This window comes from Candidatus Diapherotrites archaeon, from assembly GCA_016205145.1.
Lineage (GTDB): Archaea > Iainarchaeota > Iainarchaeia > Iainarchaeales > JACQJH01 > JACQJH01.
Map to the genome: position 1 here is coordinate 411,985 of JACQJH010000001.1, position 25,506 is coordinate 437,490.

At 51.8% G+C, this 25,506-nt stretch carries 31 protein-coding genes and 1 rRNA gene; 12 read left to right on the forward strand and 20 right to left on the reverse strand.

Annotated elements, in window-relative coordinates; genetic code table 11:
- Window positions 1-40: 40 nt before the first annotated feature.
- The 8 genes from HY394_01995 to HY394_02030 all read right to left on the reverse strand — a co-directional run bounded on the left by HY394_01995 (window position 41) and on the right by HY394_02030 (window position 7,860).
- Window positions 41-871, reverse strand: coding sequence for a hypothetical protein (locus tag HY394_01995; GenBank protein ID MBI4052788.1), 831 nt, complete (start codon window positions 869-871; stop codon window positions 41-43).
- Window positions 872-1,087: 216 nt separating this feature from the next.
- On the reverse strand, window positions 1,088-2,101 hold the full coding sequence (locus tag HY394_02000; protein MBI4052789.1) for an SDR family NAD(P)-dependent oxidoreductase: 1,014 nt from the start codon (window positions 2,099-2,101) through the stop codon (window positions 1,088-1,090).
- Window positions 2,098-2,967, reverse strand: coding sequence for a glycosyltransferase family 2 protein (locus tag HY394_02005; protein MBI4052790.1), 870 nt, complete (start codon window positions 2,965-2,967; stop codon window positions 2,098-2,100). Before HY394_02005 ends, HY394_02000 begins: the two co-directional genes overlap by 4 nt.
- Window positions 2,968-2,988: 21 nt before the next feature.
- A complete protein-coding gene (locus HY394_02010) occupies window positions 2,989-3,687 on the reverse strand; it encodes a glycosyltransferase family 2 protein (protein ID MBI4052791.1) in 699 nt (232 codons plus the stop codon).
- Window positions 3,688-3,693: 6 nt separating this feature from the next.
- The gene (locus tag HY394_02015; protein MBI4052792.1) at window positions 3,694-4,182 is read right to left on the reverse strand and encodes a hypothetical protein; all 489 of its coding nucleotides are present in this window, start codon (window positions 4,180-4,182) and stop codon (window positions 3,694-3,696) included.
- Window positions 4,183-4,185: 3 nt separating this feature from the next.
- Entirely contained in the window at window positions 4,186-4,632 is a 447-nt protein-coding gene (locus HY394_02020) for a hypothetical protein (protein MBI4052793.1), read from the reverse strand.
- An 8-nt stretch (window positions 4,633-4,640) separates the two neighbouring features.
- Window positions 4,641-5,669 (reverse strand): hypothetical protein, encoded by a 1,029-nt coding sequence (locus HY394_02025; protein MBI4052794.1) that lies wholly within the window; start codon window positions 5,667-5,669, stop codon window positions 4,641-4,643.
- Window positions 5,670-5,688: 19 nt separating this feature from the next.
- On the reverse strand, window positions 5,689-7,860 hold the full coding sequence (locus tag HY394_02030; protein MBI4052795.1) for a hypothetical protein: 2,172 nt from the start codon (window positions 7,858-7,860) through the stop codon (window positions 5,689-5,691).
- A gap of 578 nt (window positions 7,861-8,438) precedes the next feature.
- Here HY394_02030 and HY394_02035 point away from each other — a divergent pair.
- The gene (locus tag HY394_02035; protein MBI4052796.1) at window positions 8,439-8,849 is read left to right on the forward strand and encodes a hypothetical protein; all 411 of its coding nucleotides are present in this window, start codon (window positions 8,439-8,441) and stop codon (window positions 8,847-8,849) included.
- A 111-nt stretch (window positions 8,850-8,960) separates the two neighbouring features.
- Here HY394_02035 and rrf read toward each other — a convergent pair.
- The 3 genes from rrf to HY394_02050 all read right to left on the reverse strand — a co-directional run bounded on the left by rrf (window position 8,961) and on the right by HY394_02050 (window position 10,245).
- Window positions 8,961-9,077, reverse strand: a 5S ribosomal RNA gene (gene rrf, locus HY394_02040).
- Between the two features lie 138 nt (window positions 9,078-9,215).
- Window positions 9,216-9,773 (reverse strand): TATA-box-binding protein, encoded by a 558-nt coding sequence (locus HY394_02045; GenBank protein MBI4052797.1) that lies wholly within the window; start codon window positions 9,771-9,773, stop codon window positions 9,216-9,218.
- 127 nt (window positions 9,774-9,900) lie between these two features.
- Window positions 9,901-10,245, reverse strand: a complete 345-nt coding sequence (locus HY394_02050) for a hypothetical protein (protein ID MBI4052798.1) — start codon at window positions 10,243-10,245, stop codon at window positions 9,901-9,903.
- Window positions 10,246-10,361: 116 nt separating this feature from the next.
- Here HY394_02050 and HY394_02055 point away from each other — a divergent pair, with 116 nt between their 5' ends.
- From HY394_02055 to rsmA, 4 genes are all read left to right on the forward strand, one after another.
- Window positions 10,362-10,661 carry a 50S ribosomal protein L21e gene (locus tag HY394_02055; protein MBI4052799.1) on the forward strand — a complete coding sequence of 100 codons (300 nt, stop codon included), beginning with the start codon at window positions 10,362-10,364 and terminating at the stop codon, window positions 10,659-10,661.
- Entirely contained in the window at window positions 10,661-10,996 is a 336-nt protein-coding gene (locus HY394_02060; GenBank protein ID MBI4052800.1) for a DNA-directed RNA polymerase subunit F, read from the forward strand. The genes HY394_02055 and HY394_02060 overlap by 1 nt, the downstream gene beginning before the upstream one ends.
- Before the next feature lie 29 nt (window positions 10,997-11,025).
- Complete coding sequence (locus HY394_02065; GenBank protein ID MBI4052801.1) at window positions 11,026-11,601, forward strand: DUF655 domain-containing protein; 576 nt, start codon at window positions 11,026-11,028, stop codon at window positions 11,599-11,601.
- A gap of 141 nt (window positions 11,602-11,742) precedes the next feature.
- Entirely contained in the window at window positions 11,743-12,564 is an 822-nt protein-coding gene (rsmA, locus tag HY394_02070; GenBank protein MBI4052802.1) for a ribosomal RNA small subunit methyltransferase A, read from the forward strand.
- Window positions 12,565-12,691: 127 nt separating this feature from the next.
- Here rsmA and HY394_02075 read toward each other — a convergent pair whose 3' ends face one another.
- Window positions 12,692-14,230, reverse strand: coding sequence for an AMP phosphorylase (locus HY394_02075; GenBank protein MBI4052803.1), 1,539 nt, complete (start codon window positions 14,228-14,230; stop codon window positions 12,692-12,694).
- A 113-nt stretch (window positions 14,231-14,343) separates the two neighbouring features.
- Here HY394_02075 and HY394_02080 point away from each other — a divergent pair, with 113 nt between their 5' ends.
- On the forward strand, window positions 14,344-15,366 hold the full coding sequence (locus HY394_02080; GenBank protein MBI4052804.1) for a hypothetical protein: 1,023 nt from the start codon (window positions 14,344-14,346) through the stop codon (window positions 15,364-15,366).
- 7 nt (window positions 15,367-15,373) lie between these two features.
- On the opposite strand, the gene HY394_02085 is transcribed toward HY394_02080, so the two are convergent.
- The 6 genes from HY394_02085 to HY394_02110 all read right to left on the reverse strand — a co-directional run bounded on the left by HY394_02085 (window position 15,374) and on the right by HY394_02110 (window position 20,297).
- Complete coding sequence (locus HY394_02085; GenBank protein MBI4052805.1) at window positions 15,374-16,078, reverse strand: orotidine 5'-phosphate decarboxylase; 705 nt, start codon at window positions 16,076-16,078, stop codon at window positions 15,374-15,376.
- A gap of 54 nt (window positions 16,079-16,132) precedes the next feature.
- Complete coding sequence (locus tag HY394_02090) at window positions 16,133-16,324, reverse strand: hypothetical protein (protein MBI4052806.1); 192 nt, start codon at window positions 16,322-16,324, stop codon at window positions 16,133-16,135.
- Between the two features lie 228 nt (window positions 16,325-16,552).
- Window positions 16,553-17,173 carry an orotate phosphoribosyltransferase gene (locus HY394_02095; protein MBI4052807.1) on the reverse strand — a complete coding sequence of 207 codons (621 nt, stop codon included), beginning with the start codon at window positions 17,171-17,173 and terminating at the stop codon, window positions 16,553-16,555.
- A 4-nt stretch (window positions 17,174-17,177) separates the two neighbouring features.
- Window positions 17,178-18,506, reverse strand: a complete 1,329-nt coding sequence (gene pyrC, locus HY394_02100; protein MBI4052808.1) for a dihydroorotase — start codon at window positions 18,504-18,506, stop codon at window positions 17,178-17,180.
- Window positions 18,496-19,395, reverse strand: a complete 900-nt coding sequence (locus HY394_02105; protein ID MBI4052809.1) for a dihydroorotate dehydrogenase electron transfer subunit — start codon at window positions 19,393-19,395, stop codon at window positions 18,496-18,498. The genes pyrC and HY394_02105 overlap by 11 nt, the downstream gene beginning before the upstream one ends.
- Entirely contained in the window at window positions 19,392-20,297 is a 906-nt protein-coding gene (locus tag HY394_02110) for a dihydroorotate dehydrogenase (GenBank protein ID MBI4052810.1), read from the reverse strand. The genes HY394_02105 and HY394_02110 overlap by 4 nt, the downstream gene beginning before the upstream one ends.
- A 162-nt stretch (window positions 20,298-20,459) precedes the next feature.
- Here HY394_02110 and HY394_02115 point away from each other — a divergent pair, with 162 nt between their 5' ends.
- The 3 genes from HY394_02115 (at window position 20,460) to HY394_02125 (ending at window position 22,137) form a co-directional block, all read left to right on the forward strand.
- Complete coding sequence (locus HY394_02115) at window positions 20,460-20,981, forward strand: GNAT family N-acetyltransferase (GenBank protein ID MBI4052811.1); 522 nt, start codon at window positions 20,460-20,462, stop codon at window positions 20,979-20,981.
- Between the two features lie 61 nt (window positions 20,982-21,042).
- A complete protein-coding gene (gene pyrB, locus HY394_02120) occupies window positions 21,043-21,969 on the forward strand; it encodes an aspartate carbamoyltransferase (GenBank protein MBI4052812.1) in 927 nt (308 codons plus the stop codon).
- Between the two features lie 30 nt (window positions 21,970-21,999).
- Window positions 22,000-22,137, forward strand: coding sequence for a type II toxin-antitoxin system HicB family antitoxin (locus HY394_02125; protein MBI4052813.1), 138 nt, complete (start codon window positions 22,000-22,002; stop codon window positions 22,135-22,137).
- On the opposite strand, the gene HY394_02130 is transcribed toward HY394_02125, so the two are convergent.
- Window positions 22,121-23,074 carry an S-methyl-5-thioribose-1-phosphate isomerase gene (locus HY394_02130; protein ID MBI4052814.1) on the reverse strand — a complete coding sequence of 318 codons (954 nt, stop codon included), beginning with the start codon at window positions 23,072-23,074 and terminating at the stop codon, window positions 22,121-22,123. The two genes, HY394_02125 and HY394_02130, sit on opposite strands and share 17 nt — an antisense overlap.
- Window positions 23,075-23,200: 126 nt before the next feature.
- Between HY394_02130 and ftsZ the strand changes: the two genes are divergently transcribed.
- Window positions 23,201-24,316 (forward strand): cell division protein FtsZ, encoded by a 1,116-nt coding sequence (gene ftsZ / locus HY394_02135; protein ID MBI4052815.1) that lies wholly within the window; start codon window positions 23,201-23,203, stop codon window positions 24,314-24,316.
- A gap of 90 nt (window positions 24,317-24,406) precedes the next feature.
- The gene (locus tag HY394_02140; GenBank protein MBI4052816.1) at window positions 24,407-24,586 is read left to right on the forward strand and encodes a protein translocase SEC61 complex subunit gamma; all 180 of its coding nucleotides are present in this window, start codon (window positions 24,407-24,409) and stop codon (window positions 24,584-24,586) included.
- 51 nt (window positions 24,587-24,637) lie between these two features.
- On the opposite strand, the gene HY394_02145 is transcribed toward HY394_02140, so the two are convergent.
- Complete coding sequence (locus tag HY394_02145) at window positions 24,638-24,856, reverse strand: hypothetical protein (GenBank protein ID MBI4052817.1); 219 nt, start codon at window positions 24,854-24,856, stop codon at window positions 24,638-24,640.
- A 149-nt stretch (window positions 24,857-25,005) separates the two neighbouring features.
- On the opposite strand from HY394_02145, the gene HY394_02150 reads away from it, so the two are divergent.
- Complete coding sequence (locus tag HY394_02150) at window positions 25,006-25,446, forward strand: transcription elongation factor Spt5 (GenBank protein ID MBI4052818.1); 441 nt, start codon at window positions 25,006-25,008, stop codon at window positions 25,444-25,446.
- The last annotated feature ends 60 nt before the right edge of the window (window positions 25,447-25,506 follow it).

The window sequence follows — 25,506 nt, forward strand, 5'->3', positions numbered from 1 at the left end:
AAATCGGCTGGTTAGGAAATAAAAAAGAATCAGTTGGGCTTTAATGTTGTTCCGGCTTCTGCTGCCTTATCTTGCGCCGGATTTTTTTTATCAAATCCAACAGGGCCCTCCTTCGTTCGACAAGGTAATTATTTTCTGTTATTATTTGCATGATTTCCGGAGAATCTTCCGGTTCACCCCTGACAAGAAGCGCCCTCCGCCGCGCTTTTGCCGCTTTTATCCTGCGCTCGACGCTTGGAAGCATTATTTCATAGTCTGTCAAATAGTCCGGGAGTGTTTTTTGCCTTTTTGCGGCTTGTTCCTGCCCGGCCGTGGCTTGGCGTATGTTCGCGTTTTTGATTCTCCTCCTCCATTCGTCTTTTCTTTGTTCGAAAAGGGCTTTTGGAATGAAATAAAGGCTCCTTATTTCGGTGTCGAACAGCATCCCCTTTTCCAGCGTGATGAACGGAATCAGGCCGGTTTTTCTCCATTTGTTTGCGGCTTGAAGGCTTATCCCCATCTGTTCTGCAAATTCTGAGATTGTCATGTGGTCTTCTAGGAATTCCTTTGTAAACTGCTTTTTCCTTTCAAGCGCAATTATTGATTTAGCGTCCACGGCATATGCCTGGCCGGGGGTTCCCGTGTTGTGGCCGGAGAGGACACCGTCTTGAATCAACTGCCGGACCTGCCGTTCTTTTATGCCGAGTCTCCTTGCGGCTTCCGCAACTGTGATGCCATGCCTTCGCTGCCTTAAATTTTCAACCGCCTGCCTGTCAAAGAAAAGCGATTCATGCGAGCCTCTGGCACCGTTCAGGCTTCGGTGCACAAGCACGCCTGCTCCGACGAGATTGTACACGCGTTCCCTGCTTATGCCAAGGTGTGCTGCAGCCATCTCCGGAGTCAGGATACTGCTGAGGTGATGAACAGTTTCAGGGCTGACATGCCAAACCCCGTTTATTTTCTCGCCCGGAATGATCCCCTGTTGCAACCACTGTTTCATCTGTTCTCTAGTCATCCAGTTTACGAACCCTGCAGCTTCTTTTATATTATAGCGCCTTGGTTCCGGCATGGAAATAGGTTATGCGTTTGAACTTTTTATAGTTTTTTGCTATGCAAAAAGCCCTTTGTTGGCTTTCACCCATTCAACAAGCCTTGCCACGCCTTCTTTCGCGCTTGTTTTCGGTTTCCAGCCGAATTCCTGCTCGGCCCTGCGAATGTCCGAAACGTAGCATGGCTGGTCGCCCGGGCGCCAGCCGGAAAAAGAGTAATCGATTTTTTTGCCAAACAGTTCTTCGAGATAATCCAAGAGTTCAAGCAATGACAGCGTGTTTTTCGGCCCGCCGCCGACATTGAAAATTTTTCCCCTGGTCTTGTCGGTTTTTGCTGCCGCGGCCTCGAATGCGTCCAGCAGATCCTGCACGTACAATACGTCGCGCACCTGCTTTCCGTTGCCGTAAACCGTTATTTTTTTTCCGAGTTCCGCGGCAATCGCAAACCATGCGACCCAGCCCTGGTCCTCCACTCCGAACTGCCTTTCGCCGTAAATGCAGCTCTGCCTCAGCACGACAGTGTTCAAACCGTAAATGCGCGCGTAATCCCTCACATACTGGTCAGCCGAGCCTTTGCTGCAGCCGTAAGGCGAGTGGAAGTCAAGCAGGGCGCTTTCAGGTATGCCGTTGGGCAGATCCGCATACGAATACCTGGTTTTGCCTTCAACAACCCTTATAGTTTCCATTCCGCCGTAAACCTTGTTTGTCGAAGAAAAAATCAGCGGGGCAGTGGATTTTGCAGTGCGCATTGCCTCAAGCACGTTGAACGTCCCCAAAGCGTTGTCGTTGAAGTCCTGTCGCGGGTCCTGCACTGATGTGGTGACCGCAACCTGGCCAGCCAAATGGAATATCCTGTCGGCTTTTGCGATTTCCATGTCCAAAATCTTCTGGTCCTTTGAAACGTCGCATTTTTGGATGCGCACGTTTTTTTCCTGTTTAATCCATTTGGCGTTTTCGCCTGAGCCTTTCCTTGAAAGGTTGTCCAAGACAACAACGCTTTCGCCTTTTTCAGCCAGCCTTTTCGCGAGGTTTGCGCCTATGAAGCCTGCGCCGCCCGTGATGACAGATTTCATTTCATTTCTCCCCAGATTTTTTTTGCGACAGTTCTGCGTTCCATGCGTTTTTGCATTATCCTGCCCATGATTTTGAAGTTGTTCCAGTAGCTTTTCAGCAGCAAGTGCAATCTGCCTTCCGGAATGCTCCGCAGGAAAATCAGGCAGAGCCCCGGCGCATGCCTCAGGAATTCCAGCGCTGAAAGGTTGAAAAGCATTGCCTTCAGGCGGTGCGTGTTCAAAAGCACATACTGCCATTCCCTTCCCGTCTGCCTTTTCGTGTCCCTGCTTCCGAGATGCTTTATCCTGCTGGAATCGGTTTCGACAATCCTGTAGCCGGCGTTTCTTGCACGGTAGCACCAGTCTGTTTCCTCGCCGTAAATCGGCGAAAATTCCTCTGCGTCAAGCGCGCCGATTTTGTCAATAACGCTTTTCCGCATCAGCATCGCGGCCCCGCAGGTTGTCAGCACGTCCCTGTCCTTCTCCGCAAATTTTGCGTTCCCCCAGTCCGGAAGGTCGATTAGCCTGCTTCCAACCGCGGCAATCAGTTCATCCTTTTCGATCGCCTTCACGGCATTCGATAGCCAGCCTTTTGTGACTGTCGTGTCGTTGTTGAGCATGAAAAAATATCCGCCTGACGCAGCCGCAAAGCCCTGGTTGTTTGCGAAGGCAAAGCCTTTGTTTTCATTGTTGAAGAGTGCCTTGTGCACCAAACCGGATTTCTGCATTTTTTTTATCTCTTCGGCGCTGCCGTCGCTGCTTCCGTTGTCGACGACAATGACTTCGTACTGCGCATAATCGGTATTCTGTTTTATGGATTCTATGCAGCCTTTCAGGTAGGCCCGGCCATTCCAGTTGAGGACGATTATTGAAACCTTTTTGCCCATGCTTTCACTTTTTTTTTCAAATCAGTCAAAGAACCGGTATCTGAACAGCGCGATCCCGGACTTTATGCCGTCCCACACCGTTATTTTCTTGCCTTCCTCGAACGTGCGCGCCTCGAATGTTATGGGCACTTCCAGGATTTTGTTGCCGCGCTTCAGGATTTTGGCGGTTATTTCCGGCTCGAATTCGAACCTTCTTTCCCTCAGCCGCACGCCGTCAAGCGCCTCTTTCCTGAACATCTTGTACGCGGTTTCCATGTCCGTCATGCCGTGCAGGAAAAGCACGGTCGTCATGAGCGACAAAAACTTGTTGCCAAAAGTGTGTGAAAGCAGCTGCTTGCCGCGCATTGTGCCCAAAAACCTCGAGCCGTAAACAACGCTTGCTTTGCCGTCAAGAATCGGTTTCAGCAGCAACGGTATTTCTTCGGGAAAATATTCGAGGTCGGCGTCCTGGATCAGTATGATGCCGCCGGTCGCGTTTTTGATGCCGGCCTGCACCGCCCCGCCTTTTCCGAGGTTTTTTTTGTTGGAATAGAATTTTATGCCGGGAATTTTTTTGGCTATTTCGGCTGTCCTGTCCCTGCTGCCGTCGTCGACCACGATTATTTCCTTTTCCGCGCCGAGGCCCGCGAGATTGACTTTCCTGACCTTTTCAACTATGCGCCCGATAGTGGCTTCCTCGTTGTACGCAGGAATGATTATGCTGAGCCTTTCTTTTTTCATTTCATTTCACTTTTCCGCGCTTTCAAGAAAAGCGCTAATCCTTCTTATTAGTTTTTCCCTTGAACTTGAAAAATCCGGCTTGAAATGCCCGGCCGTTTCAATTGCGCCGGCCAGGCCAGAAATGTCCTCCACTGCAACGGCCTTTCCGTCTTTTTCAAGCGCCTTTGCCAGGTCAAGCTGGTGGTCGTTGGTGTGCTCGCCGAATTTTTTGAGCCGCGGCACTATTATGAGCTTTTTTTCCATCTGGAGCGCGCTGATGATCGTGCCAGCGCCGCCATGGCTGACTATTATGCCTGCGCCGCGGAATTTTTTTTCGTATTCCTTTCCTGACAAAAATTTTTCGTGCGGAAAAGAAGGGGTGAAACCAGAGTTGCCCGTCTGCGCGAAAATGCGCAGGCTTTTGTCATTTTTTGCAAGGACGTCAAGCTCCTTCAGCAGCCTGTCGAACTGCTGCGGATGCGTTCCCACGCTTGCAAAAACCCTGGTTTCGGGCATGCCTTAGAACACGCTCCCGCAGAACTCGGCTTTCGGGAAAAATTTTTTGTTTTCTGCCCACTGCACCAGGAAAAGGTCTGCAAGCGGGTACATTATTTTTCCGGAAAGGCTCGGCTCCCTTATCCTGCAATAGCTTTCGATGAAAACGATTTTTTTTCCGAACAGTTTTGCGATCAGGCACGTCGGAACGGCCGTGTCGGCGCCCGTGCTTATCACGACATCGGGCTTCTCGCGAAAAAAAATTTTGAGTGACTGGAAAAAATTTTTGAGCAGTTTCACTGCATTCCTGCGCGGGCATTCGACGAAAAACGCCTTTTCGCCTGCAGGCAGCTGCGAAATGCCCTGCCGCCTGTCGACCACAAAATAATGGCTTTTGCCCTGAAACGCCTTTTCAAGGCGCAGGAGCTCGGTCAGGTGTCCGCCGGACGAACTGGCGCAGCAGATTTTCATTTCAACGCCTACAAGAGTTTCTGTGAAACAATCAACGTTACGGCAAGGCTCACAATCGCCTGCATTGCAAGGATTATGGTTACGACCTGTTTTTCTGAAAACCTGCCGCGGCGCATCACAAACTGGGTTATCGAGCCGCCGTTCGGATCGGCCCTGAGAGTGCCGTCCTTCTGCGGCATGCCGAAGCACTCGGACCGGAATCTGTGCCTTGCCTTTATGGCCAATTCCATGAAATACAATGCCATGAGCAGTATGCCGACTTTTTCCATGTCGCCGATGATTGAAACAGCGGCAATTGAAGCTCCGACCGCCAAGGTCAGGGAATCGCCGCCGAAAATCCTCGCCGGATGCCAGTTGAACCGCAGGAATGCCAGGAGCGCGCCGAGCAATGCGAACGCGATTATTGCGGCCTCAAGCCTGCCCGTGAAAAACGCTATCATTCCGAGCGGCAATATGATGAGCACGCCGAGGCCGGCTTCAAGGCCGTTCAGGCCGGCAAGCATGTTTGTGGCATTGCTTGCGCCCGTCACGCCGATCGGCACGAGCACAAGCGAATAAAACAGGCCGAATGAAACCGCGCCGAAAACCGGCAGAATAATTTCGCTTGGGAACAATCCGATTACCGGCAGGTTTATTGGCGGATTGTGGATGTTGACCGCCATCAACGGCAACGCCGCAATGATCGGGAGCAGTGCATGCTGCCATTGCTCTATGCCCTTTTTCCATCCGACAAGGTCGTCGACTATTCCGATCAAGCCGACAAGCATTATTGTGGTGATGCCCGCGAACAATGCCGTAAGGTCGAGATTTGCCGGCGCCACGTATGTTGAAACCGACAGCGCGGCCATGACCGCAATGAAAAAACCGGCAATGACGGCAATGCCCCCCATTTCCGGCACTTCGGGCTTTCCGATCTTGTTGAGGTCTTTTCCAGTGAAACCGCGGCTGGAAAGCCGTTTTATGAGAAACGGGGTTATGGTTGCAGTTGCGGCGAAGCCGGCGAGAAAAGTCAATGCAATGGAAGCCTGGCTCATCATAAAAAAACCAATTTGCGAATCAGCTTGCCTGTTTCAGCGGCCTGAAAATCTTGATGCCGTCCCTGTAATAAACTTCCTCGAAGTGCTTCATCGCCTCGCTTTCATGGAACCAGAGCCTTGCAAGCATTGACTTGTTCATCTGGGGCGCGAGAATGTACAGCCTTGAATTGTCGCCGTCCTTGTATGCGAACGACGGGATTGTCGCATTCCTTCCGGCCTCGGCCGGCACCTGCTGTGCAGTGTTCGGGCTTTCAATCCAGCCGGTTGGAATGCCATTCATCTGCCCTTCGCCGAGATTGTTGGCCGGACCGCACTGGAACCTTGTCTCGTTCTGCGTCTGCTGGGCCTGGCAGCCGTATGAAACGTTGTTGCCGATCCTGTAAGGGATTATCCTCTCGTCGTCGTAATTGGTTGTCCCGAAAGCGTAAATCGCGAAAGACGGGCCCTTCAGGAACATCTGGTCGTCCAACAGGATGTAATCCGGCTTGTATTTGGCAATTATGCCGTTTGCCTCGTCAAGGTCCGGCGTTATGGTGAACCTTGCGAAAGCCGATGAAGCGTCAAGGTCCGCGTTCCTGCCGTCGATTAGCGGAACCCTTTCGCCTATGAACGAAATCCAGTGGCCGTTGTCCCACCAGTTGAAAATCTTCGAATTCGCAGGAGTGCTGTCCCTCAGCCAGTACAACGCTTCCGTCCATCCGATATCGGTTTCAATGTTGGGAATCTTGTCCTGCACGAAAATGCCGGACACTGCGACTGACGCAAGCAGCAGCAGAGCAACCGGCACAAGCACGGCTTTTTTGCCGTTCGGCGACCAGCCCTTCACGTAATGCATCAGTTCGACTGTCACGATGCCCGCCGAAAGGGCGATCGGCAGGCCGAACGAAAAAGTGTACTTGAGCTTGTAGACCGCCATGAACATTGTTATGAGTATCCAGAAAAACAGGATTATCGACAAATGGCCCTCGCGTTTCCTGTAAAACCGCAATGGAATAAGCAGGAGCGCAAGCCCGGGCAGGAAAAGGTTGTTGCCCAACGGAATGGCCGCAAACAAAATCATTGCATTGAACTTTTCTCCGAAAAAGGGCTTGCCCACGTTTTCCTCGCCCACGGTCTGGTCGATTATGCCGGTGCCGCGGAAATCCTGCACTGTCAGGAAGACAAGCGAAAAAATCAGCAATACGACGACAAGCAGGGCGCTGGAACCAAGCTTTATCAGCTTTGCGGTCTTTTCGTCGACATGCTGTTTTTTGACTATGGCGTTCGCAATCATGAAAATGAAGCCGATCGTGATTGCGCCGAACAATGCGAGGACAAAAAAGTCGAACGGGTCCGGTATGACGCCGACAACCTGGAAGTATGCGCGCTGAATCCAGTCCGGGTCAGCAAACGTCGCAATTGCGCCGAAAACCCCCATTGAAATCGCGAAATTCTTGATGAACCTTGCGAGCCCGTCAATCTTCCCGATTGCGAAAATCTTGAGGCTTGCAAAGAAAAAATATCCTGCCATAATTATGGGAACGAGCAGGAACATGTCCCACGTCAATGCGAACAGGCCGAAAAACAGCCCGGCCAGAACCGAGTCGATTATTGTCTGCCTGTTGAATTCAAAGTGCTTCAGCGAACGCGCCAAAAAAACCATTGCAATGGCCATCCACATGAAACCGAAAGCATCATCCTCCAAAGCGCCCGCCATCGTCCTGTAAACGAACGCGGGAACGGTTGCCGCAACCAACGCCATTGTGATGCCGGCAGCATAGCCGTACGCCTCTCCCTTTTCCTCGAAAAACTCCTTGCCCAAAAAGAAGAATGCCGCTGCGGTTATCGCGCCCGCCAATGCGGGCAACAGCTTGACGAAAAAAATCCAGGTTTCCTTGTCGTACGGCGCGTTGAGCGTGAAAACCTTGTAGATTACGCCCCAGGCCAGCCACAGGATTTTTCCCTGCGGGGGAAGGACAAAGCCTTTCGGCCAGAACTGGAAATACGCGCCCAAATCAGTTGCCGGCACCTGCAGGTTGTGCGTCAGCACGTATTCGCCCATGCGCGCGTGAAAGTACGGGTCGAAGCCCCAGAACAAATCGTATTTCATCAGGTGCGCCCTGACGCCGAACGCGAGCAGGAACAATAGCAGGACAAGAAACCATTTCTTCCAGTCAACTGCCTTCAGCCTTCCGGCAACCTTGTCAAGCATGCAATCAGACACAATTTCGATTAAAAGAATTAAATAACTTATGCCACGCCGTCACCGCCCGGCGGGTGCGAAACTAAGGCGTATCATGGCAAAATCGCGATTTTGCCATGTGCCCGGAATCTTGGGATTCCGGGGCATGCTAATCGCAATACGCCGAGTAAGCCTTTCATGAATTAAAATGATGTTTCGCCAGCACCCGCTTGCGGTTCCGATTTTTGTGCATGGAAAAGCTTTTTTACCGGTTAAACGTAATCTTGTGCATGGCAAGAGAACCGCCACGACGGTCCAAGCAGCCTTGGCACAGAAAAGCCAGAAACTGGGTTGCGCTCGGCGTGGGGGCGCTTGGCTTTGGCTGGTTTGGCACAAAAACCGCCGGCCCGAGACAGCCGGTTGCTCCGCAGGCCCAAACTGGCCAGGTTGCGCCGGGGCAACAATCTGCACGGTCCCGCAGGCCGGCCCCGCGGCAACAGCCTGAACAGCCCCGCGGGCGTGCACCGCGATTTAGCCAAACGTTTGAGGCACCTTCAACTTCTGCTGAACCGGTCCGCCCGACAATATCTTATCCTGCCGGATCTGCCATGGATAAGGCGCAGAAAAGCGAGTATGCGGCAAGCCTTGAAAAAGCCTTCAAGGGCACCAAGGCAAGCAAGCCGTTCCGCGAGAATTTGATTGACATCTGCCATTTTGCTTACGGCACGGGAATCATGCCGGAGGATGCGGCCAAAGTCCTGCAATTCTGTGCAAAGCACAGCCTGCGCCCGCTTGACTTTTTCTGGGCGGCGGAACACGCAACCGCGGGAACGCCCGCGGCAGTCAAGGTCCATTCATTTCTAAGCGGCCCCGAGCAAAAACGCCTTGCCGACACCATAAAGCGAACTGAAGGCAGCGCAGCCAAAATCGATTCCCTGGTTAAAGGCGCACAGTACGAACGTGACCTGCAACGCTATATAGACGCGCACGGCGGCAACCTGCCGGCCGACCCGGAATAAAACGGATAATTTGTAAACGTGCCTGTTTTTGAAATCAAAAAAAGCGCAAGGCAGCGATTCGTAAATTTGATTTTTGTTTTTCCAGCCTAATGGCTGGCTGGAGAAAAAAATGATTAGCAGCGTTCAGGCGGCTCCAAGCAGAAGCCCAGCGCCAACCTTTTCCCTGCAGGTCTTAACTTCCGGGTTCGAAACGAGTCCGGGTGTTTCCCCTGCGGTATGGCCGCTAATCACAATCAATTGGATATTGAAAGGTTTAAAAAACTACTTTCGCCATTCGGCAGGCTCCGCCGGCCCAAACCCCTGCAGCATTTTTTTTGCATTTTGCAGGCCTTGCTTTTTTTTTGTCCGGGCGTTTGCTTTTTGCGGCTACTTTTTCTTTTTCCCCTTTGCCTTTCTGCCGAGAATCATTTCTTCCGCGACTTTCAGGCCTTTTCTCAGCAGGCTTTCCTTTTTCGCGCCAGCGCAGATCATTTTTCCGTTCTTGAACAGGAGCAAAGTTATTTTCGGCTCGGCTATGCGCAGTATCGCGCCCGGGAATTGTTCCGGCTCGTATTCGACGTTGTCGAGGTTCATTGCAATGCTGAACAAGTCAAGGGTCTTGTCGAGGTTTGCCGTCGCAACCAGGTTCACGACCTGGTATTCGACTTTTCTCTGCACTTTTACGGAGGGCTGGATGTCGTGGATGAGCTTTGACGCTTTTTTTATCCCAAGTTCAATCTGCTCCTCGTTGCTTGCGCCTGAACAGATTATTTTTCCGTTCTTGAACAGGAGCATTGAAACCTTGGGCTCCTTCAATTTCAGTATCGCGCCCGGGAATTGTTCCGGCTCGTATTCGATGTTCGGAACCGTTACCGCCAAGTTGTACAAGTCAAGCGTCGCGTTAAGCGTTGCCGAAGCAACCAAGTTCACAATCTGATATTTCATCCGTCCCAGACCCCCTTTAAAAAGGCTTGAACATTTAAAGCTTTAAAAGGGTTTAAAAAGGTATTTAAGCGCGGGGCCTTTCACGGCATTGCGGATTATAATTTGGCCAAGCAAATAGCTGACTGGTTCAGTGGGCGAACGGATTGTCTTCTATGGCCGGCTGCGGCACTGCCTGCTTTTTGCGTTCGCGGTGGAATCTTTCGTATGCCTTGAGGGTTTCCTCGCCGGTTTTGCCGCGCAGTATCTTTGTTATCGTGTGCTTCGGCACGGCATTGGAGCCGAGAATGGAAGGCGAATAGTCAACAAGGACGATGTCTTTTTCCTTGATTTCCGAAACAAGCTTTTCGTCGACGGTCAGGGTTATGATGTTTTCGTCCCACATTTCCAGCAGCGCCTGCGTGCTGTAGTCTGCCGCAATCACGCTTTTGTCGTTTTTTCCGAGAACCTTTACAACCGTTCCGACGTGAAACATTTTTTTTGCCTCCCCTGCTGAAACTCTTGCCCGCTTTGCTTTTTAAATCTTTTTACGGCTCTATTTGCTTATTCGGGTAGTTTTCTCTATCCATACATGGTTTTTCTGGTGGTAATGTGGTTAACAAGAAGGCAAAGGGCCAGCGCGCCAAGACGCGCGACAAGCTGAAGAACAAGTCCGGTAAGACGTCAGTCAACAAGCTTTTGGCTGAGCTTCCCGTCGGCGGCAACGTGCAGATAATAATCGACTCTTCGCGGCATGAGGGAATGCCCCATCACAGGTATCATGGCCTGTCGGGCACGGTTTCAGGCAGGAAGGGAAGGGCTTACGTTATCGCTGTCAACAAGGGGAACAACCGCAAATCGGTCGTTACGACGCCCGCGCATTTGAAGGTTATTTCCTCGAAGGTGAGATGATGCTTGGTGAAAAGATTATTGAGATGAAGCCGTTGTCCCTGCTGCAGGTAAGGGAACTGCTTGAAGCGAGAAAAGGCGAGAAGGACCTGACTTACGAGCAGGACGTAACATTGAAGTATGCGAAGAAATTCGCAAAGCTTTCGCCGGCAAAGGCCGAAAAGCTTCTGGCTGAACTGAAGGAAGTGCCGTCAGTTGACGATGAGTTCGCAATAAAGATCTGCGACATCATGCCCGGCTCGAAGGAAGTTCTTGAATTGCTTGTGCCGAAAGGCCTGAGTTTCGATGCAGCAAACTCCGGCAAGGTTTTGGAAATTGTCGCAAAATACGCAAAGTAGGGTTTTTGGATTGATGGGCGGGTGGAACAATGCCGAACGAGGACTATTCTATTGTTTTGGATTATTTGCCAAGAGGCAAGTCCACGGGCTACAGGGCGGAACCGCTTTGCCAGATCCTCGGCACGGAATTCTTCACTATCCTTGAGGCCGTGCCCAAGGCCGGCCTGAAAATCGGCGAAACCGTTTACGTGGGCAAGGATGAACGGCCCAAGATCGGCATCATAAAGCGCAGGATCTCGTTTTCCGAGCTCACTTCCACTGCGCAGATTGAACTGCCGAAAGCCATCGAGAAAGTTGTTCTGGAAAACAGCGCCAAGTTCCTGTTCTTTTTCAATGATTCCGCTTCCCTTTCATTGAGGATGCACCAGCTTGAGCTTTTGCCGGGCCTTGGCAAGAAGCACATGCAGGAAGTGCTGTCGGAAAGGGAGAAGAAAAAGTTCGAGTCGTTCGCGGAAATAGCGCAGCGCATCCATCTGATGCCTGATCCCGTGAAGCTTTTGGTGCGGCGCATAATGCAGGAAATCCAGGGCGAGGGCGGCAAGCATTACCTGTTTGCGAGGCCGCCAGCCGACCCGGAGCAGAGAAGGTTCGGCGGCAGGGGCTGATTCCCTTGTGCGCCCTGAGTGCTGTTGCCGCGGCAACGGTATTTATGCTTAGCAATTTACTCGGCGTATCACGCAGTGATACGCCTTGGTTTCGGACCCGGCGGACGAAATCGCCGCCGGACGAAATCGGCGGTGGTCGGATTGCCGTTGTCTGAGGAACTGAACGCGCTCATGGTGAAATACCGGTTCAGGCCGAGCAAGAAGATGGCCCAGCATTTCATCATCGACGAAGCAGTTGTGCAATCGCTTGTCAGGCACGCCCGCCTGAAACCGGATGACAGGGTCCTGGAGATTGGCTGCGGCACGGGTTTTCTTACGCGCGAACTGCTGAAGCAATGCCATGTCCTCGGAGTCGAGCTTGACGACGACCTGTTCGGGCTTCTTGAAAACGAACTGCCCAAGGAAAACCTTGAATTGTTCCACGCGAATTTCCTTGAACTGAATGATTTGGATTACAACAAGGTCGTATCGCTGCCGCCTTACACCATTTCCGCTGCGATAATGTTCCGGATTTTTGCACACGGCTTCGACCGCGCTGTGCTCGTGTTCCAGAGGGAATTCTGCGAAAAGCTTTTGGCAGAGCCCGGTTTCAGGGAGTACAACGCCCTAAGCGTCCTGACGTCATACCATTGCTCGGCGAAACTCGCGGGCGACGTTTATTCGAATTCCTTTTTTCCGAACCCCAAGGCGGTTTCCTCGACAATCGTCCTTGAACCGGAGAAAAGGTTCGGCTTGGCGAAGGATGAGGCGCTGTTCACGGAATTTTTGAGGGCGGTTTTCAGGTTCCCGAACAAGAATGTGGTGAATGCCCTGAGGTTTTCCGGCCCGTTCCTTGCGAAGGGCTTCGGCCTGGATGAAAAGGCTTTTGCGGAAAAGGCAAAGTCGTCAGGCCTGCCGGAAGAAAAAGTGAACCTGCTGGAATGCGAAGATTTTGTAGAAATCTTCAATGCGCTTGCGGAATAGCTTTTTTTGATGTGGCATGTCATCGCGCAACACCACATATTATGCAACTGCTTACTCGGCGTTCTGCAAAAAGCAGAACGCCTTGGTTTCGGTATGCGCGGTCGAAAACGCGCCCGGACGAAACCGGCTAATCTATTTTCTGGATTATGATGCGCTGCATTTCGGTCATGCCGTCCGATTCCGCGAGCTTTGACGCCAAATCGAGCTTTCTCTTGTTTTCCGCGAAAATTTCAAACAGCTCGTCGCCTTTCCTGATTTTTGCGCCCTCTTCGACTTTGAGGACGAGGCCGGAAAGCCTGTCCGCGGGGCAGCCTGCCGTGCGTGCAACGCTGATGCATTTGCGCACGTTGATTTTGCTTATCACGCCTGACTGGCTTGAAAAGAATTTTTTTGAGAATTTTGCCTTCGGGACTTTCGCTGACTCCGAAGCCTTTTCGCCCTGCGCCTTTATGATTTCCCTCATTTTTTTGAGCGCCTTTCCGGACAAGAGGATTTGTTTTGCGTAATCGTATCCTTCGCCCTTTTTTTTCCTGCCGACCAGCTCGAACAATGCGCCTGCAAGCTCGCAGCTTTTCTGCGCCAAGTTGTCGAAAACTTTTCCTTCCAAAATCATGAGCGCGTGTTTGGCTTCGAGCGCGGGGCCGAAAGCCGGGCCGCTTGGCGTCGTGCCGTCGGTCAGGAGCACTTCGACTTTTATGCCAAGGCGCTTTCCAACTTCAATGAATTTCTGCGCCATGTCCTTCGCCTTGTCCATGCTGCTGATTTTGACGTCCGGGCCGACGGGAAGGTCTATGACCACAAATTTGGCGCCGACGCTCGCCTTTTTCGCCATGACGCTTGCAATGACCTGTCCCTCCGGGTCCAATGACAGGGGATGCTCGACTTTGATGATTTTGTCGTCGACCGGCGCCAGGTCCAGGGCTCCGCCCCAGACAATCACGCCGCCCGTTTTTTCCGTAATGCCTGTAATCTGCTTTATGCTGAGGGAAACGTTTGCCAGCACTTCCATTGAATCGGCCGTGCCCGCGGCGCTCGTGATGCTCCTGCTCGAAGTTTTCGGCATGAACAGGCCGGCGGCCGCCATTATGGGCACGATTATCATTGTCGCCCTGCCGTTGACTCCGCCGATGCTGTGCTTGTCGATGATGGGCTTTTTCCTTATCTTCAATTGCACGCCGTCTTCCGTGAGCGCCTTTGTCATGGCCGCGGTTTCCTCCAAAGAATAGCCGTTTATGTATACTGCGGATACGAATGCCGACAATTCTATGTCATCAATCTTGTTTTCGCCGACGTCTTTCACAATCTGCCTTATTTCCTGCGCGGATAGCTTTTCCCCGTCCAGTTTTTTCTTTATGGCTTTCACGCTTTCCGGCCTTGGCACGGCTTTCACTTCAAGTGCCTGGCCCTGCCTTGCCCCGATTTTTTCCCAGACGTCCCTGAACATCCCGATTTCGTCTTCCTTGACCATGCTGTCCGTCGTGTCCACCAGCGCGGTAATGCGTTTCCCGTTTTTCGGGTTCTTGATTTCAACCCTGTCAAGCGGAAAAACGCCCAGCTCATTCGCATCAATCCCGTTCAGCACGGCTATGAGCTTTTGCGCGGTGATGTCGAAGTTTCTCGCCTTCAACTGCTGGACAAAGCCCGTCTGGGGCTGGGATTCAACCATTTTCGATCAGCTGAAACAAAAACGCCTTTCGTGTATTTAAAGTTTTATTGCGGAAACCGATTGGCTTTTTTTACCGAAAGATTTTTTTAATTGCCAGGCGTTCTATTCTCAGGATGCCACGGTCTGGACAATCACGGCCTGCCAAGCCGTCGTATGCGCACTTTGTGTCGGTCGCCGACGCCCTGCATGAGCTGAGGCGGCGCTTTGCCGAGTCCACGCCAAGCAGGGGCGTCGGTGCGCGTGAAATGCTGGAAGTAGTCCGGCGGCATAACCCGCATTTGTCGGAGGAAGATTTGCGGCGCGTCGAATTGAATGCGCGGTCAGCCGCGGATGCAAGGCGCAGGCTGCATGCGGTTGCCGGCGTGGAACCGAAAAGCCTTTTCAGCATGGCTTTCGGCAAGCCTTTTCCCGCAAACATTCCCGAACAGGCCTTGCAGGTGAGGTTTTCGCCTTATTCTGTCAACTTCATCCTTGACTGCAGTAGCTTTGATTTCCGGGATTATCTTGGCGATTGGGAGCCATGGGTTCGCGGCTACAGCGCGCCCCGTGCCGCGACTTCTGCAATGGATGGATTAGTCAACGTGGTTTTTGCCGGTGGAAGGAACGTTTCAAGACACGAAACAAGGCATTCTTTCAACAGGCAGTCCGGCGTGGTCGGACCCCTGTCAGCCGCGCATGAAAAGCACCTGCTGTTCCGAGGCGCGGATTCCAAGCTCCTGCGCTCTCTTGAACAGTTCATGAGGGACGAACTTGTGGCAAGAACCGTTGAAAGCGGCCCGTTCCGGTTCGGGCCGGCAACCTTTGACACTTACGTGAACAACTGTTTCGGCATTCCGTCCACGCCCAAAAAAATGAACAGTTTTGCGCAAAGAATGCTTCGCACAGACTACCATTACGTGTCATCGGAAGAATCCTATGACTTGTTCCGCAGGCAATTTTTTCCGGAACAGCTTGCAACTGCGGAAAAGCTCCGCCCAACCATTGAAAAGGCGGTTGCGGCAATCGCCGAAGCGCAGGCAAAAGGCATTCCCCGGCAGGTTCTCGCAGACTTTGTCGCGATGGTTCCATTGCATTTGATGCCGAGAAGGCTGCCGAGAATCATTGAGGAATACAGGCGCGCGCATCCGCAGGAATAGGCTTTTTTCAGCGAAGTTCTTTCGCCAGTTCTTCCGCGGCTTTCTTCACGTCTTCGGCCTGGTAGATTGCCCTGCCTACAATCGCGTGCCATTTCTTTCCGGCTGCCTTTCCGGAATCAGTGATTTTTCCGCCTTGCGCGACAAGGCCGGGCGAGTAAAGCGTTGCGTCAACGCCTTTTGACTCAAACAGCTTTTTGTATTCAATGATTTTTTCCGGCTTGTTGCCGGGCACGACAAAGTCTTTCACGCCCAAGTCGCAGGCAATCTCGTACATGCGTTTCGGCGCCTCATCCGCCAGGAACCCGCCGTCTTTTTTCAGATATGCCTGGTGCGTCATTTCCCCGCCGACAATCAGGCCCAAGCCCTCTTCCTGCACCGCCTTAATCCAGGCCGCCTCGGTTTCCGGCCCCGCCTGCGGAAACAAAATCACCGCGTCAACTCCGCTTTGCCTGCACGCCTGCGCGAACTTTTTTCCCGTTTCAGGAATGTCCGTCGCGGCTTTCTGGTGGTCGTAAATGACCGGCTTGTCCGACAACTGCCGGATTTCCTGCACGATTTTTTTAAGGCCGTACGGGATTGCAAGCTCGAACCCCACTTTGTATGCGCCCACGCCTTTCACGCCCGATGTCGCGGAAACGATTTCGTTCATGCGCGCAATGCCTTCGATGTCAAGCGCGGGGATTATCGATTTGTCCTGTTTTACAATGCCCATTCCACATCATCCTTTTTGTCTGACTTTTTTTCACAAGTTATCTGATTATTTTTTTTATTTTATTATGCCTTCCGCTCTCAATGCAGCCATCTCTCTTCGGATATTGTAGATTTCCATTGGCAGAATGCGCATTCCGTGTAGCCGGAGCGTTTCAGTTATCTCTTTATCGGAAATGCCGGGGTTTTCCAGGATAAGATTGCGCATGGCCGCGGCTTTGGTTCCAAGCCTTGAAAATCTTCGCCCCATATTTTTCCCCGGAACCTGCGGAGCGTTTTCCGGCTGACTGAACCCGTACGCATGCCTTGTAAAACTTACGTCCGACGGCTTTACTTGTGATCCGCGCGTATTTTCCGGTTTTAACATTTCTGCTATTTGCCGGTCGGTGTGCGTTCCGGCGTGTTGCAGTAGCGCCCGGTGGATTCTGTGCCCTTTTGTCCCTTCGCTTGGCGGTTTTCTCATGCTGTTCGGTTCCCCTTAGCCTTTTTTCCCCTGCCATTCCTCTGGGTTTTTGAGATAGCTTTTCACGCTGTCGAACTGTTCTTTTGAGATTTTTTCCTTTTCAAGCAGGACCTGCAGGATTTCGGTTATCGTGAAAACCGCTTTCAGGACATAGCCTTTGCTTTCAATCTGCTGTTTTCCGCCCTGTTCCCTGTCAACGAGCACGACAATGTATTTGACTTTCAGGCCCGCTTCTTCGAGCGGCGCAATCGCTTCGAACTTGCTTTCGCCGGTCGTAATTAAATCGTCGTAGACGAGAATTCGGTCGCCTTCAGCATAATTTCCTTCAATCGTCCTTTTAGTGCCGTAGCCTTTCTGTTCCTTGCGCGGGTAAATCATCGGAATGTCATTCTCCAAAGAAACCGCGGTTGCAATCGAGATTGCCGCATAAGGAATGCCTGCAATGCGGTCGAATTCGCAGCCGAGCGTGATTTTTCTCAGTTCAGCCGCAACCTTGTGGAGTATCTGCGGGTATGACACGAGAACGCGCAAATCGATGTAAACCGGGCTTTTCAGCCCGGATTTGAGCGTAAAGTCCCCGAATTTTATCGCGCCGATGTTGAACAAGTCAAGGCACAGTCTTTCCCTAGAATCCATTTTTTCATTCCCCCGTTGTTCCGAAAACGATTTCTTTTCCTTTGATTTTTTCGCCGAAGCCTTCGCCGTCAAAAACAATCTGCCCGTTCACGACAGTCATTTCCGCCCTGCCTTTGGCTTTCCTGCCGTCGAACGGCGTCCAGCCGCATTTGCTGTATTGGCCGCCATCCTTTATTGTAAATTCTTTTTTTAAATCGATGATTGCGAAATCGGCGTCGAAGCCTTCGAGTAAGAAGCCCTTTCCTTTCGCCCTGAACAATACCGCGGGATTTTCACAGCAGAGCCTTACAACTCTTTCAAGCGGAATTTTGTTTGCATTCACTTCAGTGAGCATCAATGGAAGCGTCGTCTGCAGTCCCGGAACTCCTGACGGCGCGCTCCAGTAATCCTGCTCTTTTTCCCCGGCAGTGTGGGGCGCGTGGTCGGTTGCAATGCAGTCGACCTTTCCTTCAAGCAGTGCCTTCCACAATCCCGCAACGTCTTTTTTGCTTCGCAATGGAGGGTTCATTTTCGCAAAATTGCCCTTCACTTTCAAAGCCTGCTCCGTCAGGAAAAGGTGGTGCGGGGCAACTTCGCATGAAACCATTTGCCCGCGTGATTTTGCCTTTTCAACAAGCGCGATTTCTTCCGGAACCGAGGCGTGCGCGACATGCAGCCGGTTTCCAATGCCGGCCCGTATTTTGAGCGCGTTTTCCACTGCAATGATTGCCGCTTTTTTCGGCCGTATTTTTGAATGGATTTCGGGATTGTTTTTGCCTTTGAATTTTTCGGCATTTTTCATTATGGTTGCTTCGTCTTCGGCGTGCACCGCGACAACCGTGCCCTTCTGCCTTGCCGCGAAAAAAACCTTTTTCACGTCGTCGGTTTTGTCGACAAGCAGGCTGCCCGTAGTCGAACCCAAATAGTCTTTTACCCCGCAGATGTTTTTGGCGAGGGAAATTTCCTGAATGTGTTCATTGCTTGCTCCAAGATAGAGGCCGAAGTTGGCGAGGCTTTTCTTTTGCGCAATCTGCCTTTTTTCCTCAAGCAGTTCGGCAGTGACAATGCTCCGCTTGTTGTTCGGCATGTCAAAAAAGCTTGTCACGCCGCCTGCAAGCGCAGCCTTTGAGGCTGTCAGCCAGTCTTCCTTGTATTCCTGCCCCGGCTCGCGCACATGCACGTGCACGTCAATCAGGCCCGGCAAAATAATCCTGCCATGGCAATCCTGTTGTTTGCCTTCGATTTTGAGCTTGCTTATATCCGAAATTTTTCCGCCCGCAATCCCGACATTAGCTTCGACCAGGTGGCCTTTGAAAAAAACCTTTCCGTTTGCGAGGACAAGGTCATTTTGCATTTGCTCTCCACCCGTGGAATTCGTGCAGGGAAACAAGCCTTCCTGATTTTATGCGCGCCGTTTTCCCGAAATCCTGCACCTTCCTTATCTGGTCTCCGGTCAGCACCGGCCCGTCAACGCACAACAGGTATGGCCCGAACGCGCATTGCCCGCACAAGCCCATTCCGCCGCATTTGAAATAGCGTTCAAGCGAAAGCTGGCAGTTCACTTTCCGTTTTTCACAGATTTCGAAAACCCTGACAAGCATGGCTTCCGGCCCGCATGCGAAAACCGTGCCGATTTTTTCCTTTGAAAGAATCAGTTCGAGCACATCTGTTGCGTAGCCCTTATGTCCAAGGCTTCCGTCTTCCGTCGCCACGAATGCCTTCGAACTGTATTTTTCGGCCAGGCCCTGCATCCAAATCCTTTCCCTGCTGCGCGCGCCCTGCACGAAAAAAACCTTTGCGCCCTTTTCCTTCAATTCCTTTGCAAGCAAGGGCATTGCAGCCATTCCGCTTCCGCCGCCGATGATTGCAGCGCTCTTCACCCCATCCGTGCTGAAACCGTTGCCATATGGGCCGCGCAGGCCAAGCTTCTGCCCGGCTTTCAATTTTTCAAGCTCAACCGTGAACTGCCCTTTGCGCAAAACGCCCAACCCGATTTGCTTTCCGCCGGCGTAGGCGACTGCAAAAGGTTTTTCGTCGAGGCCCGGCAGCCAGAGCATGACAAACTGGCCGGGTTTAACGCCGCAAGGATAATCGAAAAAGTATGTCGTGATTTCCGGGCACTCTTTTTTTATTTTCACGAGCCTTGCCATTTTCGGCCGAGAAATGCAGCTGCTGCCCGTGATTTTTTCGGTGCTTTCGCCGGCTGATTTTTTTATTTGCGGTTTTTTTTCACGTTTTTTCATTTGTGGCCAGCCCCGACCAGTTCTTTCACGCTTTTCACTTCGTTTTCATTCATCCACGCCTGCATTTCATCGCAGACCTTCCGGAAAACGCCGATTCCCCTGTAATAGATTGCCGAGCCGATGCTTGTCGCGCTTGCCCCGGCCATCATTGCCTCGATCGCATCCCTGCCGTTTGAAATTCCGCCGGACGCGATGATCGGAATGTCCACTTTCTCGTAAATCTGGTAAATGCACCTGATTGCAATCGGCTTGAGAGCCGGGCCTGAAATCCCGCCGACCTTGTTGTAAAGAACCGGTTTGCGCGCGTCGATGTCGATTGCCATTCCGAGCGCAGTGTTTATTGCAGTTATGCCGTCCGCGCCCGCGTCCTCGCACGCCTTTGCGATTTCCGCGACATTGTGCGCCTGCGGAGTCACTTTTGCAAAAACCGGAATCTTTCCGGAAACGTTTTTGACCGCTGAAACGACTTCCGCCGCGGATTCGCATTTGACGCCGAAAATCATTCCATGCTCTTTCGTGTTCGGGCACGAAATGTTCAGTTCAAGAAAGTCAGGCTTTTTTCCAGCCAAAAACCGCGAAACTTCGACAAACTCTTCCACGCTTGCCCCGAAAACGCTTGCAATGACCGGCGCGTCAATTTTGCCCAGCTTTTCCCATTCGTGCTCCATGCTCTTGTAGCCGGGGCAGGAAAGGCCGATGGCATTCAGCAGGCCGGATTCAAGCTCTATGACCGTTGGATTCGCCCAGCCGGTCCTCTCCTCTCCGCCAATGGATTTTGTCGTAACGGTCGCGCATCCGTTCTCGACGCATCTTTTCATCAGGTCCGCGCTGACGTCGAGAATGCCGGACGCCAAAACCGTCGGGTTTCGGAGTTTGACTCTGCAAAGCTCGGTTTCAAGCATGGCTTCTCACCACGCAGGAAACACCAAAAAGTTCAAAAAAAGAATCAGAACAGGTTGCAAAAGCGTTCAATTCAACCCGCAATAATTTAAGCCGACAAAGGTATTTAAGGCTAACTGGATTGGCAATGAAGTATTTAATAATTCCGACAACTTTTATCTGTCATGCCTGAAATTCATGGCGGCCGCAGCCATTTGCCCGAATTTATTCTTCACCCTGACAAGCATTTGGGCGGCGGCATTTATCTGAAGCGGGTCACAGCCGGCGAGCATCTCAGGCGTTTGCCTCGGAATCCTGGCGCATCCGCCGCTGAAGAGGATATAATCCATATTGCAAGGGCAACTCCTTATGGTTCCCACGGTTCAATGGATTTGCGGCACGGGTTCGGAGTTGACAACACGCTTGTGTCCCTTAGTGGTGGCAGGTTCGAGGGCATGAAGTCGCTGGAAATCCGCAGGGATATCCCGTCAGAACATCGCGGCCGCGGAATAGGCACGCAAATGCTTGTCGAGGCGGAACGGATTGGGCGAGAACAGGGTTTTGATGTCCTTTGGGCTCACACAGCAAGCGATAACCTTGGGGCGCGCAGGTCATATGAGCATGCCAGATGGACATTTGTAAGGGAATATTTTCAAACTGGGGAAGGGCAAAGAGTGCTGTATGTAAAATTCTTGAACGATCAATGAATGCGATTTGCTTTTCCATTCCAGATACTTTTAAATTCTCTCGCGCACACACTATTTTGGGTTGGATTTGAACCACAGGCACCTTGTTTCCATCGCAGACCTGTCGCGCAAGGACATTGAAACCATTCTGCAGCGGGCCGAAAAAATCGAAAAACTGCCGCGCGCTGAACAGGCGAGGATTCTGCCCGACAAGATTTTGGGAACGCTTTTTTTCGAGCCATCCACGCGCACGCGCCTGTCGTTTGAAAGCGCGATGCTCCGCTCCGGAGGAAAGGTTTTGGGCTTTGCGGATGCGAGCGTTTCAAGCACGAAAAAAGGCGAAACCCTCGAAGACACGATCCGCGTTGTAAGCAATTACTGCGACATCATTGCAATGCGCCATCCCGAAGCCGGTTCGGCGGACCGCGCGGCAAAAGTTGCAACCGTTCCAGTCATAAACGGCGGTGACGGCCCGAACCAGCATCCAACGCAGACGCTTTTGGACCTTTACACGATTAAAAAGGCGCACGGAAAAATCGACGGCCTGAACATAGGCATGCTCGGCGACCTCAAATACGGGAGAACCGTGCACAGCCTTTCCCGCGCCCTCACGCACTTTGACTGCAGGCAGTACTGGATTTCGCACGAATCCCTGAAAATGCCTGAAGCGGAAAAGCAGTTTGTCGTGGGCGCAGGCAAAAAGTTTTCCGAAGGCGAAAAGCTGAAAGATTTCCTTCCGGAACTGGATGTTTTGTACGTCACGCGCGTGCAGGGCGAAAGGTTTCCTTCAAAGGAAGAGTTTGAAAAGGTCAAGGGCTTTTACGTCGTAAGCAAGGACGCTTTGTCGAAGGCAAAGCCTTCCCTGAAAGTCATGCATCCCCTGCCGCGCGTCGGCGAAATTTCTTTGGACGTGGATTCGACGCAGTTCGCGGTTTATTTCGAGCAGACCGCAAACGGCGTTCCGATAAGGCAGGCGATAATGTCATTGCTGTTGAAAGTTGAAGTATGAGTACGTTTGTCAGATATTTTTGGCGAACCCATGCTCATGAATTTTTCCGCTGTTATAAAAAAAGATGCCGGCTGGTTTGTTGCTTATTGTCCTGAACTTGGCGTTGTAAGCCAAGGCAAAACAAAAAAGAGCGCTTTAGCCAACCTGAAAGTCATTTTTTGTTCTTGAGCAGGCTTAACAGCGAAATCGTTTTTCTTTTTTCCATGCCCATTTCCCTGAACATTTGGACCGCGAAAAGGTGCGGTGCAAGGATTCCGTTTTCGTAAATTATGCCCGCCACAAGCTCGGCTTCGGTCACGTCGAAGGCAGGATTAGCTATTTTCAGGCTTTTAGGCCTTTCAGCCCACACTTCATCCGGGTCCCTTTCCTCTATTTCTGTGTCGTGCGTGAGGGTTTCCGCGTCAAACTTGTAGGATGACGTCACAACATAGTGCGGAACATCCGCTTTTTTTGCGGCAAGCGAGATTGCGCGCGTTCCAATCTTGTTTATCGCGCTTCCGTCCGCCGTAACCGAGTCCGCGCCGGAAAAAAAGTAGTCCGCCTTTTTGATGAACGTTGCTGAGGCCGAGTCGACAATCATTGTTACGGGAATGCCGAAGCGCGAGAGGTTTTCCGCTGTTATCCTGCCCTGATAGCGCGGCCGTGTCTCGGTGCAGATGACTTCGCTGATTTTCTTGTCCCTCCAGGCCTTTTCCAGCATTGCCTCGATAGTGTTGGAATGGCAGTGCGTGAAGACAACAGAATCTTTTTCCATCATTTCCGCGCCGATTCTTGCAATCCCGCGCCTTGCATCTTCTGCCCGGTCCTTTGCCTTCGCGCATTCCTCTGCAACAAGCAGTTTCGCCTTTTCAACGTCTTCTTCTCCTGCGGAGTGCGTGAGAATTATTTTCAGCGCATTCCTCAGGCCGGGTTCTGTGGGCCTTGCCTTGGCCAAAGCGACAATGTTTTCCTTGAGCTGCTTCCTGAACTGCCCAATGCTTTTAGCATCGCTTCTTCCGGCCCAGCCGGATATCGCGCTTATTGCGGCTTTCAGGATCTTTGACGCGCCCTGGATGCGGAGTCCGCGTATGTCTTCGGCAATGCGCAGCACGTTTTTGTCGGCCATGGGTTCACTTTTTCCGGTTTTTCCAAGAGAATTCTTTTTAAAAACATTTATCGGGCAGTTAATAACAGTAGAATCAACAGGTTTCTTGTTAATAATTTTTTTCTTTGCTTAGGGGAAGGGGATTGGATGGAAGATCTTTTGAGAAAGGCGATTAAGAGGGCAAAAGCCGAAGAGCTGCAGAAACAGGGCAGGCCGAAGCAGGCTTCGAAGGACGACGAAAGCATCGAAAAGCTGCTGAAATCTTCGCAGGCGAAAATCGTTGTCGTGGGCTGCGGTGGAGCGGGCTGCAACACTCTGCAGAGAATGTTCGAAGTCGGCATTGTCGGAGGCTCGACTCTTGCCGTCAACACCGACGCGCAGGACCTGTTGAAGGTGAGCACCGACAAGAAAATCCTGATCGGAAAACAGCTGACGCGCGGTTTGGGCGCCGGCTCCGATCCGAGCGTGGGCGAAGCCGCGGCAAAAGAAAGCCTCGGCGAACTGAAAGACGCGCTGAAGGGCAGCGACCTGATTTTCATAACCTGCGGAATGGGTGGAGGAACCGGCACGGGCTCCGCGCCTGTTGTAGCGGAAATCGCAAAGGAAATGAAGGCGCTGACAATTGGCGTTGTGACTTTGCCTTTCACCGTTGAAGGGCGGAAGCGCAGCGAAAATGCCATGCTTGGCATAGGAAACCTGCGGAGGAGCGCGGACACCGTCATTGTCATTCCGAACGACAAGATACTTGAAATCGCGCCGGATTTGCCGGTCAACGCGGCATTCAAGGTAGCGGACGAAGTCCTCACCAATGCCGTCAAAGGCATAACCGAAATGGTCACAAAGCCCGGCCTCATAAACCTCGACTTTGCGGACCTGCGCACAATCCTTTCAAAGGGCGGCGCGGCAATGATCGGCTTGGGTGAAAGCAAGTCCTCGGACGCATCCGAAACAAGGGCACTGGAAGCAGTCGAGAATGCATTGACTTCCCCGCTTTTGGACGTTGACATCAGTGACGCGAACCGCGCGCTCATCAATGTCATAGGCGGAAGCGACATGACCCTGCGCGAAGCCGAAATGGTCGTTGAAACGGTTTCAACGCGCATTTCCCCGAAAGCGCACATAATCTGGGGCGCAATGGTCGACGACGAGGTTCCGAAAGGCAAAATCCAGGCAATGGTAGTCATTGCCGGCGGGCGCTTTCCATACCTTGACGGCGGAATGTCCGAAAAAGGCGAACTGGATTTGGGAATCGAATTTACATAAGATTTTGTTGGCGTTTTGGGCTTTTGCAGGCAAGGCGCCAGCTTTTATTTTTTTCTTTTGATTGTGTTTGTGGTTTGAGCGGGTGTTTTCATGATTGACAAGGTCAAAAAGTTTGTTTCCGACGCGCGCAGGGTTTTCATGATTTCGAAGAAGCCTGACGCGCAGGAATTCTCGGTCATGGCGAAGGTAACGGCCCTGGGCATAATAGTCATAGGCATAATCGGCTTCATTGTCCTGCTGATTTTCACGCTTTCAGGTCTCGGCAAGTGACTCCGAACCGCGGAGGGCGGCGGTTTCGTCCGCCGGGTCCGAAACTAAAGCCTATTGCATTGCAATAGGCCGAGTAAGCAATAATGCGTGGTGTCGAAGCAAAGCGGAGACACCACAAGTCGCACCCGCCGGGCGTGACGGCGTAGGGAACTCCTGACCCTCCCCCCATTCTTGGTTTTTTTTGTGAAGGCAAAAAAAGCTTTTTGCGTTTCGCTTTTTTTCCAAGGTTTTTTTTGCAAGGGCAAAAAAAAGCTTTTTGCGTTTCGCCATTTTTCCAAGGTTTTTTTTGCAACAGCAAAAAAAAGCTTTTTAAGCGTTTGCTGGGTTGTTGTTAGTATTTGTTCCTTATTGATAATTGTAGAAAACGGTTTTAGGCGGTTTCGCCGGCAGTGTTTTTTGATTGGTTTTGTGGTGATTGGGTGATTTTTCCGGTTAGGACAACAGTCGGGCAGGAAAGCCTTGTCGTCGACATTTTGAGCAGCAAAATCCACAAAGAGGAGTTGAACATTTATTCCATCAGCGTCATTCCGGGCCTGAAAGGCTATATCCTGATTGAGGCCGACAACGAAGTCACTGTCAGGCGCGGAATAACGGGAACTCCGCACATCAAGGGTTCGGGCATAGTCAAGGGCGCCGTCAACATCGAGGAGCTTTCCTCGTTGCTTGAAGCAAAGCCGCTTATGCAGGCCATAACCGCGGGCATGAAGGTCGAGCTTGTTTCCGGGCCGCTGAAAGGCGAAAAGGCGGTTGTTTTGAGGGTCAACGAGACAAAGGAAGAGGTCACGGTTGAACTGCTTGAAGGCGTCGTCAAGATGCCGATTACTACAAAAGCGGAGAACATCCGCATAATCAAGGAATAAGCATTGCCGGATTGGCGTGCGGAGCATGGCATTTGGTTTTTAACGTTTTTTGAGGGTGGT

Bases quoted from the DNA above. Each gene is read 5' to 3' on its own strand.
- HY394_01995 (MBI4052788.1), bottom strand. From the start codon at position 871: ATGGCTGCAGCACACCTTGGCATAAGCAGGGAACGCGTGTACAATCTC.
- HY394_02000 (MBI4052789.1), bottom strand. From the start codon at position 2,101: ATGAAATCTGTCATCACGGGCGGCGCAGGCTTCATAGGCGCAAACCTC.
- HY394_02005 (MBI4052790.1), bottom strand. From the start codon at position 2,967: ATGGGCAAAAAGGTTTCAATAATCGTCCTCAACTGGAATGGCCGGGCC.
- HY394_02010 (MBI4052791.1), bottom strand. From the start codon at position 3,687: ATGAAAAAAGAAAGGCTCAGCATAATCATTCCTGCGTACAACGAGGAA.
- HY394_02015 (MBI4052792.1), bottom strand. From the start codon at position 4,182: ATGCCCGAAACCAGGGTTTTTGCAAGCGTGGGAACGCATCCGCAGCAG.
- HY394_02020 (MBI4052793.1), bottom strand. From the start codon at position 4,632: ATGAAAATCTGCTGCGCCAGTTCGTCCGGCGGACACCTGACCGAGCTC.
- HY394_02025 (MBI4052794.1), bottom strand. From the start codon at position 5,669: ATGATGAGCCAGGCTTCCATTGCATTGACTTTTCTCGCCGGCTTCGCC.
- HY394_02030 (MBI4052795.1), bottom strand. From the start codon at position 7,860: ATGCTTGACAAGGTTGCCGGAAGGCTGAAGGCAGTTGACTGGAAGAAA.
- HY394_02035 (MBI4052796.1), top strand. From the start codon at position 8,439: ATGGATAAGGCGCAGAAAAGCGAGTATGCGGCAAGCCTTGAAAAAGCC.
- HY394_02045 (MBI4052797.1), bottom strand. From the start codon at position 9,773: ATGAAATATCAGATTGTGAACTTGGTTGCTTCGGCAACGCTTAACGCG.
- HY394_02050 (MBI4052798.1), bottom strand. From the start codon at position 10,245: ATGTTTCACGTCGGAACGGTTGTAAAGGTTCTCGGAAAAAACGACAAA.
- HY394_02060 (MBI4052800.1), top strand. From the start codon at position 10,661: ATGCTTGGTGAAAAGATTATTGAGATGAAGCCGTTGTCCCTGCTGCAG.
- HY394_02065 (MBI4052801.1), top strand. From the start codon at position 11,026: ATGCCGAACGAGGACTATTCTATTGTTTTGGATTATTTGCCAAGAGGC.
- HY394_02075 (MBI4052803.1), bottom strand. From the start codon at position 14,230: ATGGTTGAATCCCAGCCCCAGACGGGCTTTGTCCAGCAGTTGAAGGCG.
- HY394_02080 (MBI4052804.1), top strand. From the start codon at position 14,344: ATGCCACGGTCTGGACAATCACGGCCTGCCAAGCCGTCGTATGCGCAC.
- HY394_02085 (MBI4052805.1), bottom strand. From the start codon at position 16,078: ATGGGCATTGTAAAACAGGACAAATCGATAATCCCCGCGCTTGACATC.
- HY394_02090 (MBI4052806.1), bottom strand. From the start codon at position 16,324: ATGGGGCGAAGATTTTCAAGGCTTGGAACCAAAGCCGCGGCCATGCGC.
- HY394_02095 (MBI4052807.1), bottom strand. From the start codon at position 17,173: ATGGATTCTAGGGAAAGACTGTGCCTTGACTTGTTCAACATCGGCGCG.
- pyrC (MBI4052808.1), bottom strand. From the start codon at position 18,506: ATGCAAAATGACCTTGTCCTCGCAAACGGAAAGGTTTTTTTCAAAGGC.
- HY394_02105 (MBI4052809.1), bottom strand. From the start codon at position 19,395: ATGAAAAAACGTGAAAAAAAACCGCAAATAAAAAAATCAGCCGGCGAA.
- HY394_02110 (MBI4052810.1), bottom strand. From the start codon at position 20,297: ATGCTTGAAACCGAGCTTTGCAGAGTCAAACTCCGAAACCCGACGGTT.
- HY394_02115 (MBI4052811.1), top strand. From the start codon at position 20,460: ATGCCTGAAATTCATGGCGGCCGCAGCCATTTGCCCGAATTTATTCTT.
- HY394_02125 (MBI4052813.1), top strand. From the start codon at position 22,000: ATGCTCATGAATTTTTCCGCTGTTATAAAAAAAGATGCCGGCTGGTTT.
- HY394_02130 (MBI4052814.1), bottom strand. From the start codon at position 23,074: ATGGCCGACAAAAACGTGCTGCGCATTGCCGAAGACATACGCGGACTC.
- ftsZ (MBI4052815.1), top strand. From the start codon at position 23,201: ATGGAAGATCTTTTGAGAAAGGCGATTAAGAGGGCAAAAGCCGAAGAG.
- HY394_02140 (MBI4052816.1), top strand. From the start codon at position 24,407: ATGATTGACAAGGTCAAAAAGTTTGTTTCCGACGCGCGCAGGGTTTTC.
- HY394_02145 (MBI4052817.1), bottom strand. From the start codon at position 24,856: ATGGCGAAACGCAAAAAGCTTTTTTTTGCCCTTGCAAAAAAAACCTTG.